Annotated in this window: 15 protein-coding genes; 10 read left to right on the top strand and 5 right to left on the bottom strand. The window is 65.3% G+C overall.

Going from position 1 to position 18,339, the window contains the following annotated elements; translation table 11 throughout:
* Window positions 1–441 precede the first annotated feature (441 nt).
* The 4 genes from KEC45_RS18545 to KEC45_RS18530 form a co-directional block, all read right to left on the bottom strand.
* Complete coding sequence (locus KEC45_RS18545; RefSeq protein WP_062187084.1) at window positions 442–2,019, bottom strand: aldehyde dehydrogenase (NADP(+)); 1,578 nt, start codon at window positions 2,017–2,019, stop codon at window positions 442–444.
* Window positions 2,020–2,030: 11 nt separating this feature from the next.
* A complete protein-coding gene (locus tag KEC45_RS18540; RefSeq protein WP_252171236.1) occupies window positions 2,031–2,897 on the bottom strand; it encodes a pyrroline-5-carboxylate reductase in 867 nt (288 codons plus the stop codon).
* A gap of 369 nt (window positions 2,898–3,266) precedes the next feature.
* Window positions 3,267–4,316, bottom strand: coding sequence for an ACP S-malonyltransferase (locus KEC45_RS18535; protein WP_062186431.1), 1,050 nt, complete (start codon window positions 4,314–4,316; stop codon window positions 3,267–3,269).
* On the bottom strand, window positions 4,313–6,514 hold the full coding sequence (locus tag KEC45_RS18530) for a thiamine pyrophosphate-dependent enzyme (RefSeq protein WP_252171235.1): 2,202 nt from the start codon (window positions 6,512–6,514) through the stop codon (window positions 4,313–4,315). The genes KEC45_RS18535 and KEC45_RS18530 overlap by 4 nt, the downstream gene beginning before the upstream one ends.
* 167 nt (window positions 6,515–6,681) lie before the next feature.
* Here KEC45_RS18530 and KEC45_RS18525 point away from each other — a divergent pair, with 167 nt between their 5' ends.
* The 8 genes from KEC45_RS18525 to KEC45_RS18490 all read left to right on the top strand — a co-directional run bounded on the left by KEC45_RS18525 (window position 6,682) and on the right by KEC45_RS18490 (window position 13,983).
* The gene (locus KEC45_RS18525) at window positions 6,682–7,380 is read left to right on the top strand and encodes a DUF4129 domain-containing protein (RefSeq protein ID WP_252171234.1); all 699 of its coding nucleotides are present in this window, start codon (window positions 6,682–6,684) and stop codon (window positions 7,378–7,380) included.
* Window positions 7,377–8,612, top strand: a complete 1,236-nt coding sequence (locus KEC45_RS18520; RefSeq protein WP_252171233.1) for a DUF4350 domain-containing protein — start codon at window positions 7,377–7,379, stop codon at window positions 8,610–8,612. Before KEC45_RS18525 ends, KEC45_RS18520 begins: the two co-directional genes overlap by 4 nt.
* Window positions 8,613–8,682: 70 nt before the next feature.
* Complete coding sequence (locus KEC45_RS18515) at window positions 8,683–9,579, top strand: AAA family ATPase (protein WP_368389975.1); 897 nt, start codon at window positions 8,683–8,685, stop codon at window positions 9,577–9,579.
* Window positions 9,576–10,892, top strand: coding sequence for a DUF58 domain-containing protein (locus tag KEC45_RS18510; protein ID WP_252171232.1), 1,317 nt, complete (start codon window positions 9,576–9,578; stop codon window positions 10,890–10,892). Before KEC45_RS18515 ends, KEC45_RS18510 begins: the two co-directional genes overlap by 4 nt.
* A gap of 26 nt (window positions 10,893–10,918) precedes the next feature.
* A complete protein-coding gene (locus KEC45_RS18505) occupies window positions 10,919–11,929 on the top strand; it encodes a stage II sporulation protein M (RefSeq protein WP_062186442.1) in 1,011 nt (336 codons plus the stop codon).
* On the top strand, window positions 11,926–12,798 hold the full coding sequence (locus KEC45_RS18500) for an RDD family protein (protein ID WP_062186444.1): 873 nt from the start codon (window positions 11,926–11,928) through the stop codon (window positions 12,796–12,798). Before KEC45_RS18505 ends, KEC45_RS18500 begins: the two co-directional genes overlap by 4 nt.
* Window positions 12,785–13,471, top strand: a complete 687-nt coding sequence (locus tag KEC45_RS18495; RefSeq protein ID WP_062186447.1) for a nitroreductase — start codon at window positions 12,785–12,787, stop codon at window positions 13,469–13,471. Before KEC45_RS18500 ends, KEC45_RS18495 begins: the two co-directional genes overlap by 14 nt.
* 2 nt (window positions 13,472–13,473) lie before the next feature.
* Window positions 13,474–13,983, top strand: coding sequence for a hypothetical protein (locus KEC45_RS18490; protein WP_062187088.1), 510 nt, complete (start codon window positions 13,474–13,476; stop codon window positions 13,981–13,983).
* Window positions 13,984–14,679: 696 nt separating this feature from the next.
* Here the strand turns inward: KEC45_RS18490 and KEC45_RS18485 are convergent.
* Window positions 14,680–15,114 carry a hypothetical protein gene (locus KEC45_RS18485; RefSeq protein ID WP_152682500.1) on the bottom strand — a complete coding sequence of 145 codons (435 nt, stop codon included), beginning with the start codon at window positions 15,112–15,114 and terminating at the stop codon, window positions 14,680–14,682.
* Window positions 15,115–15,221: 107 nt separating this feature from the next.
* On the opposite strand from KEC45_RS18485, the gene gyrB reads away from it, so the two are divergent.
* Together gyrB and KEC45_RS18475 are read left to right on the top strand one after the other, a co-directional pair.
* Window positions 15,222–17,798 (top strand): DNA topoisomerase (ATP-hydrolyzing) subunit B, encoded by a 2,577-nt coding sequence (gene gyrB / locus KEC45_RS18480; protein ID WP_062186452.1) that lies wholly within the window; start codon window positions 15,222–15,224, stop codon window positions 17,796–17,798.
* 151 nt (window positions 17,799–17,949) lie between these two features.
* Window positions 17,950–18,336, top strand: coding sequence for a septal ring lytic transglycosylase RlpA family protein (locus KEC45_RS18475; RefSeq protein WP_302851579.1), 387 nt, complete (start codon window positions 17,950–17,952; stop codon window positions 18,334–18,336).
* Window positions 18,337–18,339: the final 3 nt, after the last annotated feature.

The raw sequence follows: 18,339 nt of genomic DNA, 5'->3' as shown, positions 1-18,339 counted from the left end.
GCGACCACGACGGGACGTGCCGGGCGTACCCAGCACCCCGCGACTGCCAAATCGGGGCGCGCACGGGGCTGAACTTTCCTGAACTTTGGAATATAGCGCACGTCTTGCGCAGCCTCGATGCCGGATACGAACGGCGATGACAGAGGTCCGAAAATGGCCGGTTGCTGCCGTTGCAGGTGTGTGCCCCGGCGAAGGCCGGGGTCCAGAGCGCAACGAGCAGAGGTCGGCTCTCTGAAGCCCTGGGCCCCGGCCTTCGCCGGGGTGCAAATGGGAAACGACCGGTTGCCGACCAATCCTTTTTCGTCACCCCGGACTTGATCCGGGGTCCCGCTTGAAATCGAAGTCAGTCAGCGCGCCAAAAAGCGGGATCCCGGGTCAAGCCCGGGATGACGGAAGTGGGGGACGGGATGTCCGCTCCCACCCCAAAGCAGCCTCTCCCAATCAACCGCTTGCAACAAGCGCACCGTCGACACGCCGCGCGATGCCCCACGGGTTGGCGGGTTTCAGCGCCGCCGGGAGCAGGCTTTCGGGGAGGTTCTGGTAGCTGACGGGGCGCAGGAAGCGCTCGATCGCGAGCGTGCCGACCGACGTGCTCCGTCCGTCCGAGGTGGCGGGATAAGGCCCGCCATGCACCATGGCATGACACACCTCGACACCCGTCGGCCAACCATTGGCGAGGATGCGCCCGACCTTGCGCTCGATCAGCGGCAGCAGCCGCGCGGCGAGCGGCTCATCGTCGGCGTCGATCTGAAGCGTCGCGGTGAGCTGACCCTCCAGTCCGGCAATCAATGCCGCGACCTCGTCGATATCGTGGCAGCGGACAATCACAGAGGATGAGCCGAAAACCTCATGGCCAAGCGCCGCGTCGGCACGGAAACCCGCAGCATCGGTGATGAACAGCGCACCGCGTGCCGCACAAGTGCCCGATCCTTCGGCGCCGCGCGCGACAAGCTGCGTCGCTGCGTGGCGTTCGAGCGCGTCGACGCCGCTTTCGAAGCTCTTGTGAATGCCCGGCGTCAACATTGTCGCGGGCGCGATGGCCGAAAGCGCCGCGCCCGCCGCAGCGGCGAAGCGGTCGAGATCGGGGCCCTCCAGCGCGATCAACAGGCCGGGATTGGTGCAGAATTGTCCGGCGCCCATCGTGAGCGACTGGGCGAAAGCCTCGCCCAGCGCCTCGGCCCGGTTCTGGAGCGCGGCGGGGAAAAGGACGACCGGATTGATGCTGCTCATCTCGGCATAGACCGGAATCGGTTCGGCGCGCGCGGCGGCGATCTGCATCAGCGCAAGCCCGCCTCCGCGGGAGCCGGTAAAGCCGACCGCCTTGATCCGCGGATCGGCGACGAGTGCGCCGCCCAGCGCGTTCGACGGGCCGGGCAGATAGGAGAAGACGCCTTCGTGGAGCCCGCAGCCTGCGACCGCGGCGCGGATCGCGCGTGCGACAAGCTCGCCCGTCCCGGGATGCGCCGGGTGCCCCTTGACCACCACCGGACAGCCCGCGGCAAACGCCGAGGCGGTGTCGCCGCCGGCGACCGAGAAAGCGAGCGGAAAGTTGCTTGCGCCGAACACCGCGACGGGGCCCAGCGCGACATGACGGCGCCGCAGGTCGGGCCGCGGCAGCGGTGCGCGATCCGGCATGGCGGGGTCGATCGTCGCGTGCAGCCAGTCGCCCGCACGGACGAAGGCGGCGAACATGCGGAGCTGGCCCATGGTGCGGCCGCGCTCGCCTTCGAGCCGTGCGCGCGGCAGGCCGCTCTCGGCCATCGCGCGTTCGATCAGCTCGTCGCCGATCGCGGCAATGCCGTCGGCAATGGCTTCGAGAAAGGCGGCGCGCGCCTCTAGTGTGGTTTCGGAAAAGCTGGCGAAAGCCGCATCGGCCAGCGCGCAGGCGCGTTCGACGTGGCTCGCGTCCGCCGCGCCAAACGGCGGCTCGATCTTCTGTCCGGTCGACGGATCGATCGCGACGAAGGTCTCGGTTCCGCTATCTTCGGCCGCGCCGACGAAAATCGAGCCATCTATCATTTGCAGGTCCTTCATTGATCTTGGGGGAGGGAATGGGGGCGGAAGGCCCGGGTCATTTCGTCGTTGCGCGCCGCCGACGCGGCAATTGTGTCTGCCATCAGGCGGGTGAGGGCATCTTTGTCGTCGAGGACTTGGAGACCCGCGAGCGTCACGCCCCCCGGGCTGGCGACACGGCGTGCCATATCGGCGGGGTCGGCCTCGGCACTGGCCAGCATCGCAGCCGATCCGGCCATCGTTTCGGCGATCATTCTCAGCGCCTGTGCGCGGCTCAGTCCCTGTGCCTCGGCGGCGAGCGCCATCGCGTCGGCGATCCGGAAGAAGAAGGCGGGCGTCGCCCCCGAAACCGTCGTCGCAATGGCGCAAAGTCGCTCGTTTTCCATCCATTCGACGAGCCCGAGCGGCGCAAACAATGCTTCGGCCAGCGCGCGCGACGCGCCGTCGGCGCCGTCTCCCGCCAGTGCCGTAAACCCGCGCCCGATCGCCGCAGGGAGATTGGGCACCGCGCGAACCCTGGATCCAGCGGCGGGGAAATGATGCCGGAGCGTCGCAAACTCGACCGCCGCCAGCACCGAAACCAGCATCATGTGCGGCGTTACCAATTCCGCCAGCGTCGGGGCGACTTCGGCGAGCTTCTGAGGCTTGACCGCAAGCACGAGCACCGAGGGCGGCGCAAGGTCGGCCGGGACCGAAGCGCACAATCGCACGCCGGCCGGCGCGGTCGCAAGCGACGGGTCGACGACGGTTATCGACGCGGCTGCTATGCCGCTTTGCAGCCAGCCCGCGAGCATGGCGCCGCCCATATTACCGCAACCGACCAACAGGATAGTGACGGAACCGAGCGGCGCGGCGGGCAAAATTTCTGTCGAATCGGACGTCAAGCGAGGCGTCTCCGCGGGAGATATGGCTGAGGAGCGCCTTAGTACATCGTATACGATTTTGGTCAAGCGGTCGCGATTGCTCCGCGATCGCATCGGGCACGCGGCGTCACCATATTCGCCGACGAACTGCTACATTTGCAGTCCATTGCAGGGTTTGCGGGCGGTGTGCTGGTGATCCGCTCCGTTTTGGTATCCAATTGTTCTGGAACTTGGCCAGAAACAGCACGTAGTACCTACAAGGAAGATGAACGGTGCACCGCCATTGAGTTGGTCCCCAGTGGCGCTGCCGTTCACCTGCACAAGGTCAACCCCACCTGACCGCGTGCAAACGACAGGGCCGGTAGGGCCATCCTCCCTGCCGGCCCTACGTTATCGGGTGACGAGCGCGCGCTGTTCGGCCCGACCCATCGACAGCAGGATCGGATCGGCCGCCTGCCGGGCGGCGAAATCGGCCTTGCTCGCAATTCCCTGCCAATTGATGCCAATCAGCGACTGGGCGATTGCGCCGCCGAGCGTGTCGCCCGGCCCCGGCAGGATGATGACGTCGGGAGCAAATTCCTTGACCGCGACCTGTACCGACAAAGCGAAATCATAGGGGGCGAGGATCTGGTGGCCAAAGGTGTAATCCCAGACTGCGGCGGGATCACTCGCGTGGCGACGCCAGATATGACCGCGCCCGTCGACCATTGGCAGCGCGGAGCGGCCAAATAGCGAAGCCGGCAATTCGGCCTTGGCCTTGTCCGAGCTGCCGAACATCAGCGGTGTGTGGAAGGGGCCATGGCCGGCGAGGCGGAGCGGATCGCGACCGGGAGTCTTCGGCGCTTCGGCGAGCAGGGTGGCGACGCCTTCCTCATTGCCCGCGAGAACGAGCATCCCGGCAAGATCGATCGAGAGCGCCAGAGCATGACCGGCGCGCGAATCGATACTGGCGACGAGCGCGACGAGCGTTTCGCGCAAACCGGGGACGGCGCGCCAATCCTCATCGACGACTTGCAGCAAGATTTGCCCGCCCGGCCCGTGCGTCTGGCTGTTGAGCCCCATCGCATTGCTGATGCGGAAACCGTCTTCGACCGACACTGCGCCGCCAAGTGCCAGCGCGCTGTACCAGCCCATCGAATTGCCCGCGACGGCGACGATATCATAGGCGTCGCGATCGATACTCAGGAAGTCGAGTATCGTCGCGGTATAGATCAGCGGCGCGGCGACATCGCCGCGCATGTGGGTTGCAACGCTGAAGCGGTCGGCGCCGTCGAGTTCGGTTACCGTCGGTTGGCTGCGCGCGCGGCGCTGCGCGTCGAAACCCGCGATGACGTCGCCGAAGCGCGCCCCGTGGAGCCCCGCGATGCTGCCGAGTTCCCCCTTGCCATAAGTGCCGCGACCGGGCGCGATGACGAGCGCGGTCTTCTTGCCCGCGCTCATGCCAGCAACTCCTTGGCGGCCGCGTAGATCGAATCGCGGCTCGGAAGCGTCAGCGTTGCCGCGCGGCCCAGCGGGATGAAGCTATCGTCGGCGGCGATGCGCGCGAGCTTCTTGTCCGGAGCGCGCTCGACAAAGGTCGCCATCAGCGCCTCGCTCTGCGATCCGGTGATGCGGCATTCGTCGACGATCAGGATATGTTTCGCGTCGCCCACGGCTGTTACCAACTTGTCCTCGTCAACCGGGCCGAGCCAGCGCAGGTCGATCACGCGCGCCTTGACGCCGTCGGCCGCGAGCAGCTTCTCGGCCTGCCGCGAAAGATAATATCCATTGCCATAGGTGACGATCGCCAGATCCGTGCCGTCGCCATGCACGCCGACATCGCCGAAGCGGATCGGCGTTTCCGACCCTGGTGCTTCATATACGCTGGTCCACAGACCATCGCCTTCCTGATGCAGGTCACGCGTCATATAGAGCGCGATCGGCTCTACGAAAACGACGACGCGCTGTTCCTCACGCGCAAGCCGCACGCACTCGCGCAGCATTGCGACGGCATCGCGCCCGTTCGACGGCACTGCCAGGATGACGCCCGGAATATCGCGGAAGACCGCGAGGCTGTTGTCGTTATGGAAATGGCCGCCGAAACCCTTCTGGTAACCAAGCCCCGCAATGCGAAGCACCATCGGGTTGGTATATTGCCCGTCCGAGAAGAAGCTGAGCGTCGCCGCCTCGCCGCGGATCTGGTCCTCGGCGTTGTGGACATAGGCAAGGAACTGGATTTCGGGCATCGGCAGGAAGCCGTTGTGCGCCATGCCGATCGCGAGCCCCAGGATTGCCTGTTCGTCCAGCAAGGTGTTGACGACGCGCGCCGATCCGAAGCGCTGGTGAAGCTTTGCGGTGACGTTATAGACGCCGCCCTTCGGCCCGACATCTTCACCTGCGACGATGATCTCCTTGTGCGCAAGCATCAGGTCGGCCAGCGCCCAGCTCAATAGCCGCGCCATGTGCATCGGCTTGTCCATTTGCCCGGCGTCGCTACCGAACATCGCCTTGCGGTCTCCGTGCGACGGGGCGTTGTCTCGCGTTACTTCGCGTTTCGGCGGGATCAGGCTTTCCATCACATGCGTGGGCGTCGTGATCTTGGGCCGCAGGATCGCCGCCTCGGCCTGACGCGCCAGCGTCGCACCGATATCCTCATAGGCTTCGGCAATCTCGGCGGGCGACATCCAGCCCTGCTCGGTCATGATCGCGGCGCCGGCAAGCAACGGGTCGCGCGCTTCGTCAGCCTCGATCAGCGCCTTGGGCAGATAGGCGCCTTGGACGTCCGAACCCGCATGGCCATAAAGACGCACCGTCGCCATGTGAAGGAACACCGGCTTGCGATAACGGCGCGCATAGTCCGCCGCTTCGGCCGCACCGGCATAGGCCGACACAAGATCGGTGCCGTCGCATTTGATATAGTGCAGCCCCGCGCGGTGACGGAATTGCGCCTCGATCCACCCGGTCGGAGTGCGCGTCGAAATGCCGATGCCATTATCTTCGCACAGAAAGATCAGCGGCATAGGCGACCCTTGGAACGCTGCCCAGCCCGCGGTGTTGAATGCCCCTTGCGCGGTCGAATGGTTCGCCGAGGCGTCGCCGAAGCTGGTCAGGACCACCGCGTCGTCGGGAAGCGGTAGCCCGGTCATGCCGAGCCGGCGGGCGATGCCGATCGAAAAGGCCGCGCCCACCGCCTTCGGCAGATGCGAGGCGATCGTCGATGTCTGCGGCGGGATATTGAGCGGCTTCGATCCGATCACCTTATGGCGTCCGCCCGAGATCGGATCCTCGCTCGACGCCGCAAAGCTCAGCAGCATGTCCCACGTCGGCGTCCCGCCCGGAAGCTGGCGCGACCGGTGGAGCTGGAACGCGTTCGAGCGGTAGTGAAGGAAGGCCATGTCGGTGACGCGCAGCGCCGCCGCGACCGCGGCATTGCCTTCGTGTCCCGACGATCCGATCGTATAGAAGCCTTCGCCGCGCGCCTGCAAATGGCGTGAGAGGCGGTCCATCTGGCGGCTCGTCAACTGCGAGAGGAAGATATCGGTGGCTTCGGCGCGCGACAATCCGACCGCCGCTGGATCTGGCGCATCGGCGCGGTCGGGCAGCCTGCCCGCGGCCAATGCTGCGAGGAATTTTTCATGTACCGCCTGCGCCGCGTCCACCTGTCTCTCCTGTCGCGCGGCCTGTGGTTACGAATGTAATCAACCGGGCCGATTTTGCCGCGCGCTAGAACGGGGCAGTCCGGCGCGCAAGCATCTCTTGCCTTGCCGCGCTCGCTCGCGCTACCACCATATTCGATGCACGATCGGGGCGGGGCCATCTTTTCAACATGATATCCTTATGGATCGCCCAGGCGTCGACCGCGTCCGAACCGTCCAGCCAAGGATGGCTGCTCGATCCCGAACTCGTCGATCCGGGCTATAGCCAGACGATCGCGGGCGGCGAGATCCAGACCGCCTTCCCGCCGCCGCCGCCCCCGCCGCCGCCGACACCCGAGTGGCTGAGGTCGCTGTTCGACGCGATCGGAAACTTTTTTCAGTGGAGCGCGCCGGCTGCCAAGCCGCTGATGTGGATCGGGGTCGCGCTGCTGGTCCTGTTCCTCCTCTACCATTTCGTTCCCGCCTTTGCGCGCTGGGTCGATAATCTGCCGTTCCGTCGCAAGGCGGCGGGTGACGATGCCGAAGACGGCATCGGCCTGGCCGAAGCCGGCGCGGCGCGCGCGTTGCTTGCCGAGGCTGACGCGCTCGCTGCCGAGGGACGCTTTGCGGAAGCGGTGCATCTTCTGCTCTATCGCAGCGTCGAAGACATCGAAAACCGCCGCCCAGGGCTCGTCAGGCCCGCCATGACCTCGCGCGATCTTGCCGAAGCGCGCGACCTGCCCGCGGCGGCCCGCGACGCGTTCAGCCGCATCGCCCGCGCGGTCGAGATCAGTCTCTTCGGCGGACGCTCGATCGACGCCGGCGCATGGCAGACATGCCGCGGCGCCTATGCCGAACTGACGGTGCCGAAGAATTGGGCGCGGGCATGAGCAATTCGGCCACCAATGACCATGGTTTCAATCCCCGGTTGATCGCGGGCGTCGTGGTGATCGGCATCGTCGCCTTTATCGCGCTGTGGGCGTTGATCGCATTGGGCCCGCAGCTCAGCAGCGGCAAGGATGGTGGCGGTCACGCGCTGTCAAAGGCGGCGCCGGGCTATGCGGGGATTGTCGACCTCGTCGAGCGCGCCGGAGCCGACGTTGAACTCCGGCGTCGCGTCGATACGACGCAATATGACGAATATGAACCGCTGCTCGTGCTGACGCCTACACACCGCACTCGCGCCCCTGAAATTGCCGAACTGCTCGATGCGCAACGTAGTACGGCCGCGCTGATCGTGCTGCCCAAATGGCAGACGATCGCCGTGCCGGGGCAGACGCAGAAGCCGGGATGGGTCAGCGCGGGGGTTCCGGCCCGGCCGCCGGCCAAGATGCTGCCTTCCGCGCATTTCGGGACGGTTGAGATCAAGGCGGCGGCCAGCAAGGCGCAGGAAGTGCCGGCACGGCTTGCCGGACGCAGCTTCATCGCCGCGCTACCCGACAATGTGCAGACGATCACGGGTGACAATCTCGAAACGCTGATCGCAGGGCCGAACGGTGGCGCGGTGCTCGCGCAAGTCGGCGACCGCGACCTCTACATCCTCGCCGACCCTGATCTCATCAACAATTTCGCTTTTTCAACGCGCGATAGGGCGGTCGCGGCGGCAAACCTGATCGACGCCATTGCCGAATATGCCGACGCCGACGGCCTTGTGTTCGACCTGACGCTCAACGGCTTCGGCGGCCAGCGCTCGCTGCTCCGCTTTGCCTTCGTCCCGCCCTTTATCGGCATCACGCTTTGCCTGATCGCCGCCGGGCTGCTCGCGCTGTGGCAGGCATGGATGCGCTTTGGCCCGGCACTGCGGCCCGGCCGCGCGATTCCGGTATCGAAGGCGGCCTTGATCGCGAACAGTGCCGACCTGATCAAACAGGCACGGCGCGAACTCGACGGCGCCGACGCGTATGTGAAAAGCCAGCGTATCGCGATCGCGCGGCGGATCCACGCGCCCGGCGGGTTCGACGATGCGGCGACCGACCGCTGGATCGACAAGCATCTGGATCCGGGAAGCGAACTCTTCTCCAGCCTCGCGCGGCGCCTGCCGCTCGCGCGCAATACCCACGAATTTCTGGCAGACGCGCAAGCGCTGCACGACATCAGGAAGGATTTACTCCGTGACAGCTAATCCCGTCGGCAAAGGCGTTGAGAGCGTCCAGGCGCTCGGTGCCGCGATCGAGGCCGAGGTCGCCAAGGTCGTGTTCGGGCAGGCGCCGCTCACCCGAATGGTGACGATCGCGCTGCTCGCGGGCGGGCATGTCCTGCTCGAAGGTCCGCCGGGCACCGCAAAGACTTTGCTGGCGCAGGCGTTCGCGAGGGCAACGGGGCTCGATTTCGGGCGCATCCAGTTCACGCCGGACCTGATGCCGGGCGACATTTTGGGGTCGAACCTGTTCAACTTTCAGACGTCGAGCTTTACTCTGACCAAGGGGCCGATCTTCACCGAACTGCTGCTCGCCGACGAGATCAACCGCACGCCTCCCAAGACACAGGCCGCGCTGCTGGAAGCGATGCAGGAACGCCGCGTGACGATCAACGGCGAAGCGCATGTAATGAGCCCGCGTTTCACCGTGCTCGCGACGCAGAACCCGATCGAGCAGCAAGGCGTCTACCCGCTGCCCGAAGCACAGCTCGACCGCTTCCTGTTCAAGCTCGTCGTCGACTATCCCGCCGCCGATGAAGAGCGGCGCATCGTCGCCGACCATGGCGGGCGCTTCAAAAGTCCCGCGGTCGCCGATTTCGGCGTCACCGAGGTTGCGAACGCCAAGACGATCGAGGCCGCGATCGACACGATCGCGACCGTTCGCCTCGCCGACGAGATCGTCGATTATATCGTCCGCATCGTCCGCGCGACGCGCGAGAGCGCCGACCTCGAATGCGGCGCCAGCCCGCGCGCCGCGACCTTGCTCGCGCGCGCGGCCTGCGCCGCGGCGGCGCTCGACGGGCGCGACTATGTGATCCCCGACGACGTCCAGCGCCTCGCTGCGGGCGTGCTGCGCCACCGCGTCATCCTGTCGGCCGCCGCCGAGATCGAAGGGCGCAGCGTCGAGCAGATCGTCGCAGCATTGCTCGATCGCGAGGAAGTTCCCCGGTGATCTATCCCACCCGCCGGGCGATCTACTTGCTGCTCGCGGGCGCCCCAATGGCGCTCGCGCTCGGGCTGATCCGGCCCGAGCTGTGGCTGGTCGCGCCCGGTTGGATCGGTGTGATCCTCGCCTGCCTGGTCCTCGATACCATCGCGGGCGCCAATCCGCGCCATCTCCGTCTCGATGCTCAGTTTCCACATCAGGTCGGGGTCGGCGATCCATTCGATCTCGGTCTATCCGCGAGGGCCGCCGCGCTTCCACCGCGTGCCGAGGTCGCACTCGCGCTCGACGAGCGGCTTGCCGAGGGCGGGCGTCTCGCGGACGATATGCGTCGGACGGCCACCGGCGAAGCCCTCGTCCGCACATTGTCGCTCACTGCATCGCGGCGAGGGAAGGCATTGGTCGAGGCGCTGTGGATCCGCTGGGCAGGGCCGCTCGGACTGGTCTGGAAACAGCGCAAGTTTGCGATCGACGGGTCGATCAACGTCGTCCCCAGCCTGCGCGCGGTGACCGACGAAGGCAGCCGATTGTTCCAGCGCAATAGCTGGTTCGGTCTTCGCCAACAGCGCTTTCGCGGCGAAGGCACTGAATATGAGGCGCTCGCCGAATATCAGCCGGGGATGGATCGCCGCGCGATCGACTGGAACGCGTCGGCGCGCCACGTCAAATTGCTGGCAAAGGAATATCGCGTCGAACGCGACAACCGCGTCGTGCTCGCGATCGACGGCGGACGGACGATGGCTGAGCCCGTCGGCGGCATGCCGCGCGTCGACCGCGCGGTGTCGGCGGCGCTGCTGCTCGCCTATGTCGGGCTGAAACTGAACGATCGGATCAGCTTCTTCTCCTTTGCCGCAAAGCCGCAGACGTTGACCCCCGCTTATATGCACACCCAGGATTTCCCGGCGTTGCAGCGGGCAGCCAGCCTGATCGACTATGCGCATGTCGAGAGCAATTTCACCCTCGCGCTGACGACGCTCAGCGCGCAGCTCAACCGTCGCTCGCTGATCATCCTCTTCACCGAATTCACCGACGCGACGAGCGCCGACCTGATGATCCGCGCCGCCGGTCGGCTGGCTAAGAAGCATCGGCTGCTATTCGTCGTCATCAAGGACGAGGAGGTCGAGGCAGAGGAACGGCGGCGCCCCGAAAGCGGTGCCGACATCACGCGCTCGAACGTCGCCGCGGCGATGCTGCGCGACCGGCAGCTCGTGATCGCGCGGCTCCAGCGCCTCGGCGCCGACGTTATCGAGGTTCCGGCCGACGCGATGGGAGCGAGCGCTGTCGAGGCCTATCTCGGCATCAAACGGGCGGGCAGCCTGTGATCCCGCCCGCCGCCCCCGCTCGCGCGATGGGCGCGCCCAGCTTTTCGACGAGCCGTTTCCGCGCAGAGCGCGAGGCCGACTGGATCGCCTTCGACCTCTTGCTCACCAAGCTGGAGAAGAAAGGATCGGCGGCGCTGTCCAGCGACGAGCTGCTGCAACTGCCCTTGCTCTATCGTGCGACGCTGTCGTCGCTGTCGATCGCGCGCGCGACAAGCCTCGACAAGGCGCTACTCGACCATCTCGAGGCGCTGTCCATCCGCGGCTATTTCCTCGTCTATGGCGTGCGCGAAAGCCGGCTCAATCGCTTGCGCCGCTTCTTCCTCTACGACTGGCCCGCCGCGGTGCGGTCGGTGTGGAAGGAGACCATCATCATCGCGCTCGTCATCCTTCTCGGCGCGCTGACCAGCTATTCGCTCGTATCGAGCAACCCCGAATGGTATTTCAATTTCGTCGACGAGGAGATGTCAGGAGGCCGCGATCCGCGCGCGACCGTCGAATTTCTCCAGTCGACGCTGGGCCATGGCAAGGCGGTCGCGGGCGAGGGTGAGAGCGGGCTGCACGTCTTCGCCACCTATTTGTTCACGCACAACAGCCAGGTTTCGATCATGTCCTTCGCGCTCGGCTTCGCCTTTGGCGTGCCCACGATGATGCTCGAATATTATCAGGGCATCGGGCTCGGCGCGATGATGGCGGTCTTTTCGGCCAAGGGGCTGGGCTATGATTTCGGCGGCTGGCTTTTCATCCATGGCACGACCGAGCTGTTCGCTGCCGCCTTGTCGGGCGCCGCGGGCCTGCGGATCGGCGCCGCGGTTGTCTTTCCCGGCGCACGCGGGCGGTTGCAAGCGGCGGCGGACGCCGGACGCACCGCGGGAAAGGTCATGGTCGGCGTCATTTTGATGCTGTTCGCCGCCGGGCTGCTCGAAGGTTTCGGCCGCCAACTGATCACCGACACGGTGCTGCGCTATGCCATCGGTTCGCTGATGCTTTTGTTCTGGATCGCTTATTATTACATTCCGCGGCGCGAGGATGTGACATGAGTGCCGCCGCACAGGCCGATGCCCGGCTGCGCGCTGCGCGGGCGAAGAAGACCCGTCAGTTCATCACACCCGAAGGCGTCGATCTGGAACTGAAGATCGCCGGTTCGGGGCTGCGCTTCGGCGCACTGCTGACCGATATGATCCTGATCCAGTGCGCGCTCTTCCTGTTCTGGCTCGTCGTGCTGTGGGTCGGTGTCGCCTCGCGGTCGGACATCACCGAGGTCATCTGGATGCTCGGCGCCTTCCTGCTGCGTACCTTCTGGTTCATCGGCTTCGAGCTGGGTTCGCGCGCCGCGACGCCCGGCAAAAGGATGATGGGAATCCGCGTCGTCGCACGCGACGGCGGCCGGCTGACCGCCGATGCGGTCGTCGCGCGCAACCTGATCCGCGAGCTCGAAATCTTTCTCCCGCTGATGATGCTGGGCGTGGGTGTCGCGGAGGATGCGGTGTCGGGCTGGCTCATCCTTGTCGGCGTGCTCTGGTCGCTGACCCTCAGCCTGTTCCTGCTGTTCAACCGCGACCGGATGCGGATGGGCGACCTGATCGCGGGAACCTGGGTCGTGATGGCGCAGCGCGTCAAGCTTGACGCCGATATCGCCGGCGAGGCGGCCGGTGAAGCGATGGCCTTCACCGAAGCCGAACTCGCCGTTTACGGGATTTTCGAACTGCAGGAACTCGAACGCGTATTACGCGGTCGCGACGCGCGCGCAATGCGCGAGGTCGCCGACGCGATCCGCGCCAAGATCGGCCGGCCCGTCGCCGAAGAGGATGACGTCTTCCTGCTTTCCTACTACCGCCAGCTGAAGGCCCGGCTCGAACGCAAATTGCTGTTCGGCAAGCGGCGAGAGGATAAATATGCCAGCGACTGACACCAGCGTTACCCAGGCCCTGCACGCGCGCCGTTCGGTGCGCGCCTTTACCGATCGGCCCGTCGACCCGGCGTTGCTCCGGGAGATTTTCACGGCCGCGCAGCGCGCGCCGTCGGGCGGCAATCTCCAGCCTTGGCAGGTGACGGTGCTGACCGGCGAACCCTGGCAGGCGGTGAAGGACGCGGTTGCCGAGCGAATCGCGATGGGGCGCGAGGGGCAGCAGCCCGAATATGACATCTACCCTCGCGAACTGACCGAACCTTGGACCGATCGCCGTTTCGGGGTGGGCGAGGCGCTCTACGCCTCGCTAGGTATCCCGCGCGAAGACAAGGCGGGACGCCTCGCTCGGTTCATGGACAATTACCGGGGCTTCGACGCACCGGTGATGCTTTTCCTTCATTGTTCGCGCATCATGGGGCCGCCGCAATGGTCGGACATGGGCATGTGGCTGCAATCGGTGATGTTGCTGCTCATCGAACATGGCCTTGCCAGTTGTCCGCAGGAATGCTGGGCGATGTATGGAGAAACCGTCCGGCGCACGCTCGGACTGGGCGAGGGACAGATTTTGTTCACCGGGCTCGCGATCGGCTATGCCGACACCGATGCGGCGGTGAACCAGTGGGCGGTGCCACGCGCGCAGCTCGACGAAGTGATTGATTGGCAGGGATTTTAATGATGACCAGCAAGCAGCCGGGTTTTCGCTATGGCGTCACGGGCGCGCTGATGCTCATTGTTGCGGGCTGTACCGCGATCCCGCAGCCCGCCGCCCCGCCCCCGGCACCGCGTCCGGTCGCGCCCACGCCGACGCCCGCGCCGCTGCCGACCCCGACGGCGAGTTGGGAGGATCGTGCGGTCGATGCCGGCGCCTGGCGCTATGATGCGGGCAGCCGCACCGCGGCGTTCGTCCGGACCGGCAGCGCCAGCCCGCTACTCAGCATGACGTGCAGCGGTGGCGGTATCCGGGTGACCTCGGGTCTTTCGGGCAATGTCAGCCTGCGAACGAGTGCGGGCATCGACCAGATCAATTTCGACGGCGGCAGCGCGAACCTCGGCAATCGCGACCCGCGGCTCGACCGCATCGCCTTCAGCCGCGGCCGCTTCGCGCTCGAAACGCCGGGCGGCGGCGCTCTGACTCTGCCGGTCCAGTCGGAGATCGGCCGCGTGATCGAGGATTGCCGCGGATAGTCAGGGAATGTCGGTTTTGGGGTGGTGAGCTGCCGTTCCCCTCTTTGGCTATCGCCGGCTGGATCGGGGATCAGGGCCGCGCAATATTCCAAAGTTCAGGAAAGTTCAGCCCTATGAGCGCCCCGATTTGCAAGTCGCGGAGTGCTGGACGTGCGCGGCACGTCCGATCGTGATCGCACCCACAAGCCGGGCCGCGACCAGCTTTTTGTTCACCGAAAGAAAGAGCCGGATGAGGCTCGCACAGCCGGATAATGTAGGAAAGACCTATTTGAAGGTGATGTCTTTTTTTGGGGCGGGGAGCGGGCGTTTCATTTCCAAAGCCCCTCCACTTCAGGGGAGGGGCTATGCTGGCGCTACGGAAGCAATCGGTCGTTGCCCGAGCTTCGTCCTCCCGGGCTTAACACGGGATCCCGCTTTTCTTCCGCATCGTCCGGCTTCGGCATCAAGCGGGACCCCGGATCAAGTCGAACGAGCCACGTGTCGCGTTCGAGGGTGACGATATGGGAGGTCAGCGTCCGGTCGCCTCCGGCCTTTCGGCATCCCGAGATATTGGCGCTTTCCTATATTATCCCTGTATCAGCCTGATCGTTCGTTCTTTGGATCGTCAATCATCGCCCGCGGACGCCGCGATCCCGCACGGGTCCTAAAGCCACAAAAGACACAAATCGAACGCGCTGACGCGGGACTTTTGCGGCTTTAACCGCCGAGCTGGACCGTCCCGCCCTTGATCCAGCCCCAGCGGCACGGGCCCTGATATTCGCGGGCGTTCTGGACCGACTTGCCGACGCCGCACATGTCGGGATCGGTTCCGGGTGCGGCGAAGACGACGCCGAACCAGGCGTCATTCTCGGCGGCCTCGCATAGCGAAACATTCGCGCCGCCGGCGAGCTTCGCCTTGACCGCGCGCGTCTCGTCCGGTGCCCAATAAACGTCGGTTCCGCCAGCCTTGACCCGGCTGATGCTCGAACAAGCGGGCAGGCTCGGCCCCTCGGTGCCGATCATGACCGCGCGCGTGGCGAGCGGCTCGCCGGCAATTGCGGGTGCATTTTCGGCGGGCGGCGCGGGCTGGCTGCACGCGGCGAGCGATGCGATCAGAAAGGCGGCGGCGGGGGTGACGAGACGATGTTTCATGCCTTCGAAACTAGCCGCCGCGGCGCCCCCGCGCAACGCTCGTCGCGACGGGACCAAGAGCCGCATTTTCGCTTGGGTTTTGCCGCCTTCGACCCTATATAATCGATATGACGGACACCCCAGAAAATACGGCGCCGGTCGCGCCCGCCAATCAGCCCAATACCAACGCCTATGGCGCCGATTCGATCAAGGTTCTGAAGGGCCTCGACGCGGTGCGTAAACGGCCGGGCATGTATATCGGCGACACCGACGACGGCTCGGGCCTGCATCACATGGTTTTCGAGGTGTCGGACAATGCGATCGACGAAGCGCTCGCGGGGCATTGCGACCTGGTCCTGATCACGCTCAACAGCGACGGATCGGTCAGCGTCGAGGACAATGGCCGCGGCATTCCGACCGGCATCCACGCCGAGGAAGGCATTTCGGCGGCCGAGGTCATCATGACCCAGCTCCACGCCGGCGGGAAGTTCGAGAACACCAGCGACGACAATGCCTACAAGGTGTCGGGCGGCCTCCACGGCGTCGGCGTCTCGGTTGTCAACGCGCTTTCGGAATGGCTCGAACTCACGATCTGGCGCGATGGCGAAGAGCATTGGATGCGTTTCGAAAATGGCGATTCGGTCGGCCCGCTCAAGGTCAACGGCCCCGCCCCTGCGGGCAAGAAGGGCACGCGCGTCACCTTTCAGGCCTCGACCGAGACGTTCAAGAATGTCCTCGAATTCGATTTCGAAAAGCTTGAGCATCGCTACCGCGAACTCGCCTTTCTGAACTCCGGCGTGCGCATCAAGCTGGTCGATGCGCGCCATGCCGAGCATCTGTCGCACGACCTTTTCTATGAAGGCGGCATCGCGGCGTTCGTCAAATATCTCGACCGCAACAAGAATGCGCTGCTGCCCGATCCGATCGCGATCAGCAGCGAACGCGACGGCATCGGCATCGACGTCGCGCTTGAGTGGAACGACAGCTATTATGAAAATGTCCTCTGCTTCACGAACAATATCCCGCAGCGCGATGGCGGCACGCACTTGGCGGCGTTCCGCGCCGCGCTGACGCGGACATTGAACGGCTATGGCGACAAGTCGGGCATCCTGAAGAAGGAAAAGGTCTCGCTGACCGGCGAGGACATGCGCGAAGGACTGACTGCCATCGTGTCGGTCAAGCTGCCCGATCCCAAATTCTCGTCGCAGACCAAGGACAAGCTCGTCTCGTCCGAGGTGCGCCAGCCGCTCGAAAGCCTGATGGCGGACCGGATGACCGAATGGCTCGAGGAAAATCCTGCTTATGCAAAAGCGGTGATCCAGAAGGTGATCGACGCCGCCGCGGCACGCGAGGCCGCGAAGAGGGCGCGCGAACTGACCCGGCGCAAGGGCGCGATGGATATCGCGAGCCTGCCCGGCAAGCTCGCCGACTGCCAGGAACGCGATCCCAGCAAATGCGAACTCTTCCTCGTCGAGGGTGACTCGGCAGGCGGCAGCGCAAAGCAGGGCCGCGACCGGCATGTGCAGGCGATCCTGCCGCTCAAGGGCAAGATCCTGAACGTCGAGCGTGCGCGTTTCGACCGGATCATCTCGTCGAAGGAAGTCGGCACGCTCATTCAGGCACTCGGCACCGGTATTCGCGACGAGTTCAACCTCGAAAAGCTGCGTTATCACAAGATCGTGATTATGACCGACGCTGACGTCGACGGCGCGCATATCCGTACGCTCTTGCTCACCTTCTTCTATCGTCAGATGCCTGAAATCATCGAGGGCGGCCACCTCTACATCGCCCAGCCGCCGCTCTACAAAGTCGCGAAAGGGCGGAGCGAGGTCTATCTCAAGGACGATACCGCGCTCGAAAATTATCTCGTCGATGGCGGGATCGACGCGCTGATGCTCGAAACCACCGGCGGCGCGCGGTCGGGTGCGGACCTTCGCGACTTGATTGAGCATGGGCGCCGTCTGCGAGCACTCATGCGCTATGTCCCGCGCGGCCATAATTATGAGCTCGTCGAAGCGCTGGCGCTAAACGGCGCACTCGATCCGGAACTCGACAGCGCCGGACGCACCGCGGCGGGCGCGCGCGCGGCCGAATGGCTCAACGCCGCCGAGCGCGCGCTGACCGGAGGTGCCGAGGCGAAATGGACGATCGTCGCGATCGACGGCGGCTATACGCTCGAAAAGCGGTGGCGCGGGGTCAGCGACCATCATGCGATCGACGCCGCGTTCCTGGCTAGCCAGGAGGCGCGCCGCCTGCACAAGCTCGCGAGCGAACAGGCTGAGACCTACGCCCATCCGGGCCGTCTGGTGAAGGGCAGCAGCGCCGCGGCACAAGCCGCCGACGCGGCCGCGCTGGCTGCGGCAGAGGCGGCCCAAGACGACGCCGAAGCGAGCGACAGCGACCTGCCAGCCGCCACCGCCGGCAAGGTCACCCCGATCACGCGGCCGTCCGAACTGCTCGAGGCGATTTTTGCGCACAGCCGCAAGGGTCTGGCGATCAGCCGCTATAAGGGGCTGGGCGAGATGAATGCCGAACAGCTCTGGGAAACGACGCTCGATCCGTCGAACCGTTCGCTGCTGCGCGTCGAGGCCGAACAGGCCGATGTCGCGCACGAAATCTTCGAACGACTGATGGGCGACGAGGTCGAACCGCGGCGCGATTTCATTCAGACGAACGCGCTGTCGGTGGCGAATCTGGACGTATAAATTCAGTTATTGTTCCGTTAAAACGGTACAAATCGCACATCCGGACGCAAATAAGGTTCAGTTTAACGCGCGGCGGCTTGCCTTGGCAGGCCGCCGCTGCTTTTGGCGCCTCCTCTGACAAGGGGATGATGTCGTGCGGGTCTTTTCTGCCATGATGATACCGCTTCTGCTCACGGTTTCGGCCGCAGCGCAAGAAGTCGAAGTCACCGACAATCCGATCGCCGACATCGTCGACGAAACCGAAATCGGCGGCGGTATGGCAAGCTATTACGGCAATGAACTGGCCGGAAACCGCACCGCGAGCGGCGAACGTTTCGACCCGGCCCAACTGACCGCCGCGCATCGCTCGCTTCCCTTTGGCAGCCTGGTGCGTGTCACCAACACCTCGAACGGCGACAGCGTCGTGGTTCGCATCAACGACCGCGGCCCCTTTGCGCACGGCCGCGTGATCGACGTCAGCACCGCCGCCGCCCGCGAAATCGGCATGCACCGCAGCGGCACTGCACGCGTGAAGCTGGCGCTGCTCAGCGACGACTGAGGG

The sequence above is a fragment of the Sphingopyxis sp. USTB-05 genome (assembly GCF_023822045.1).
Classification (GTDB): Bacteria; Pseudomonadota; Alphaproteobacteria; order Sphingomonadales; family Sphingomonadaceae; genus Sphingopyxis.
Note: the sequence above shows the minus strand (reverse complement) of the source record. Positions and strands in the feature narration are given on the sequence as shown.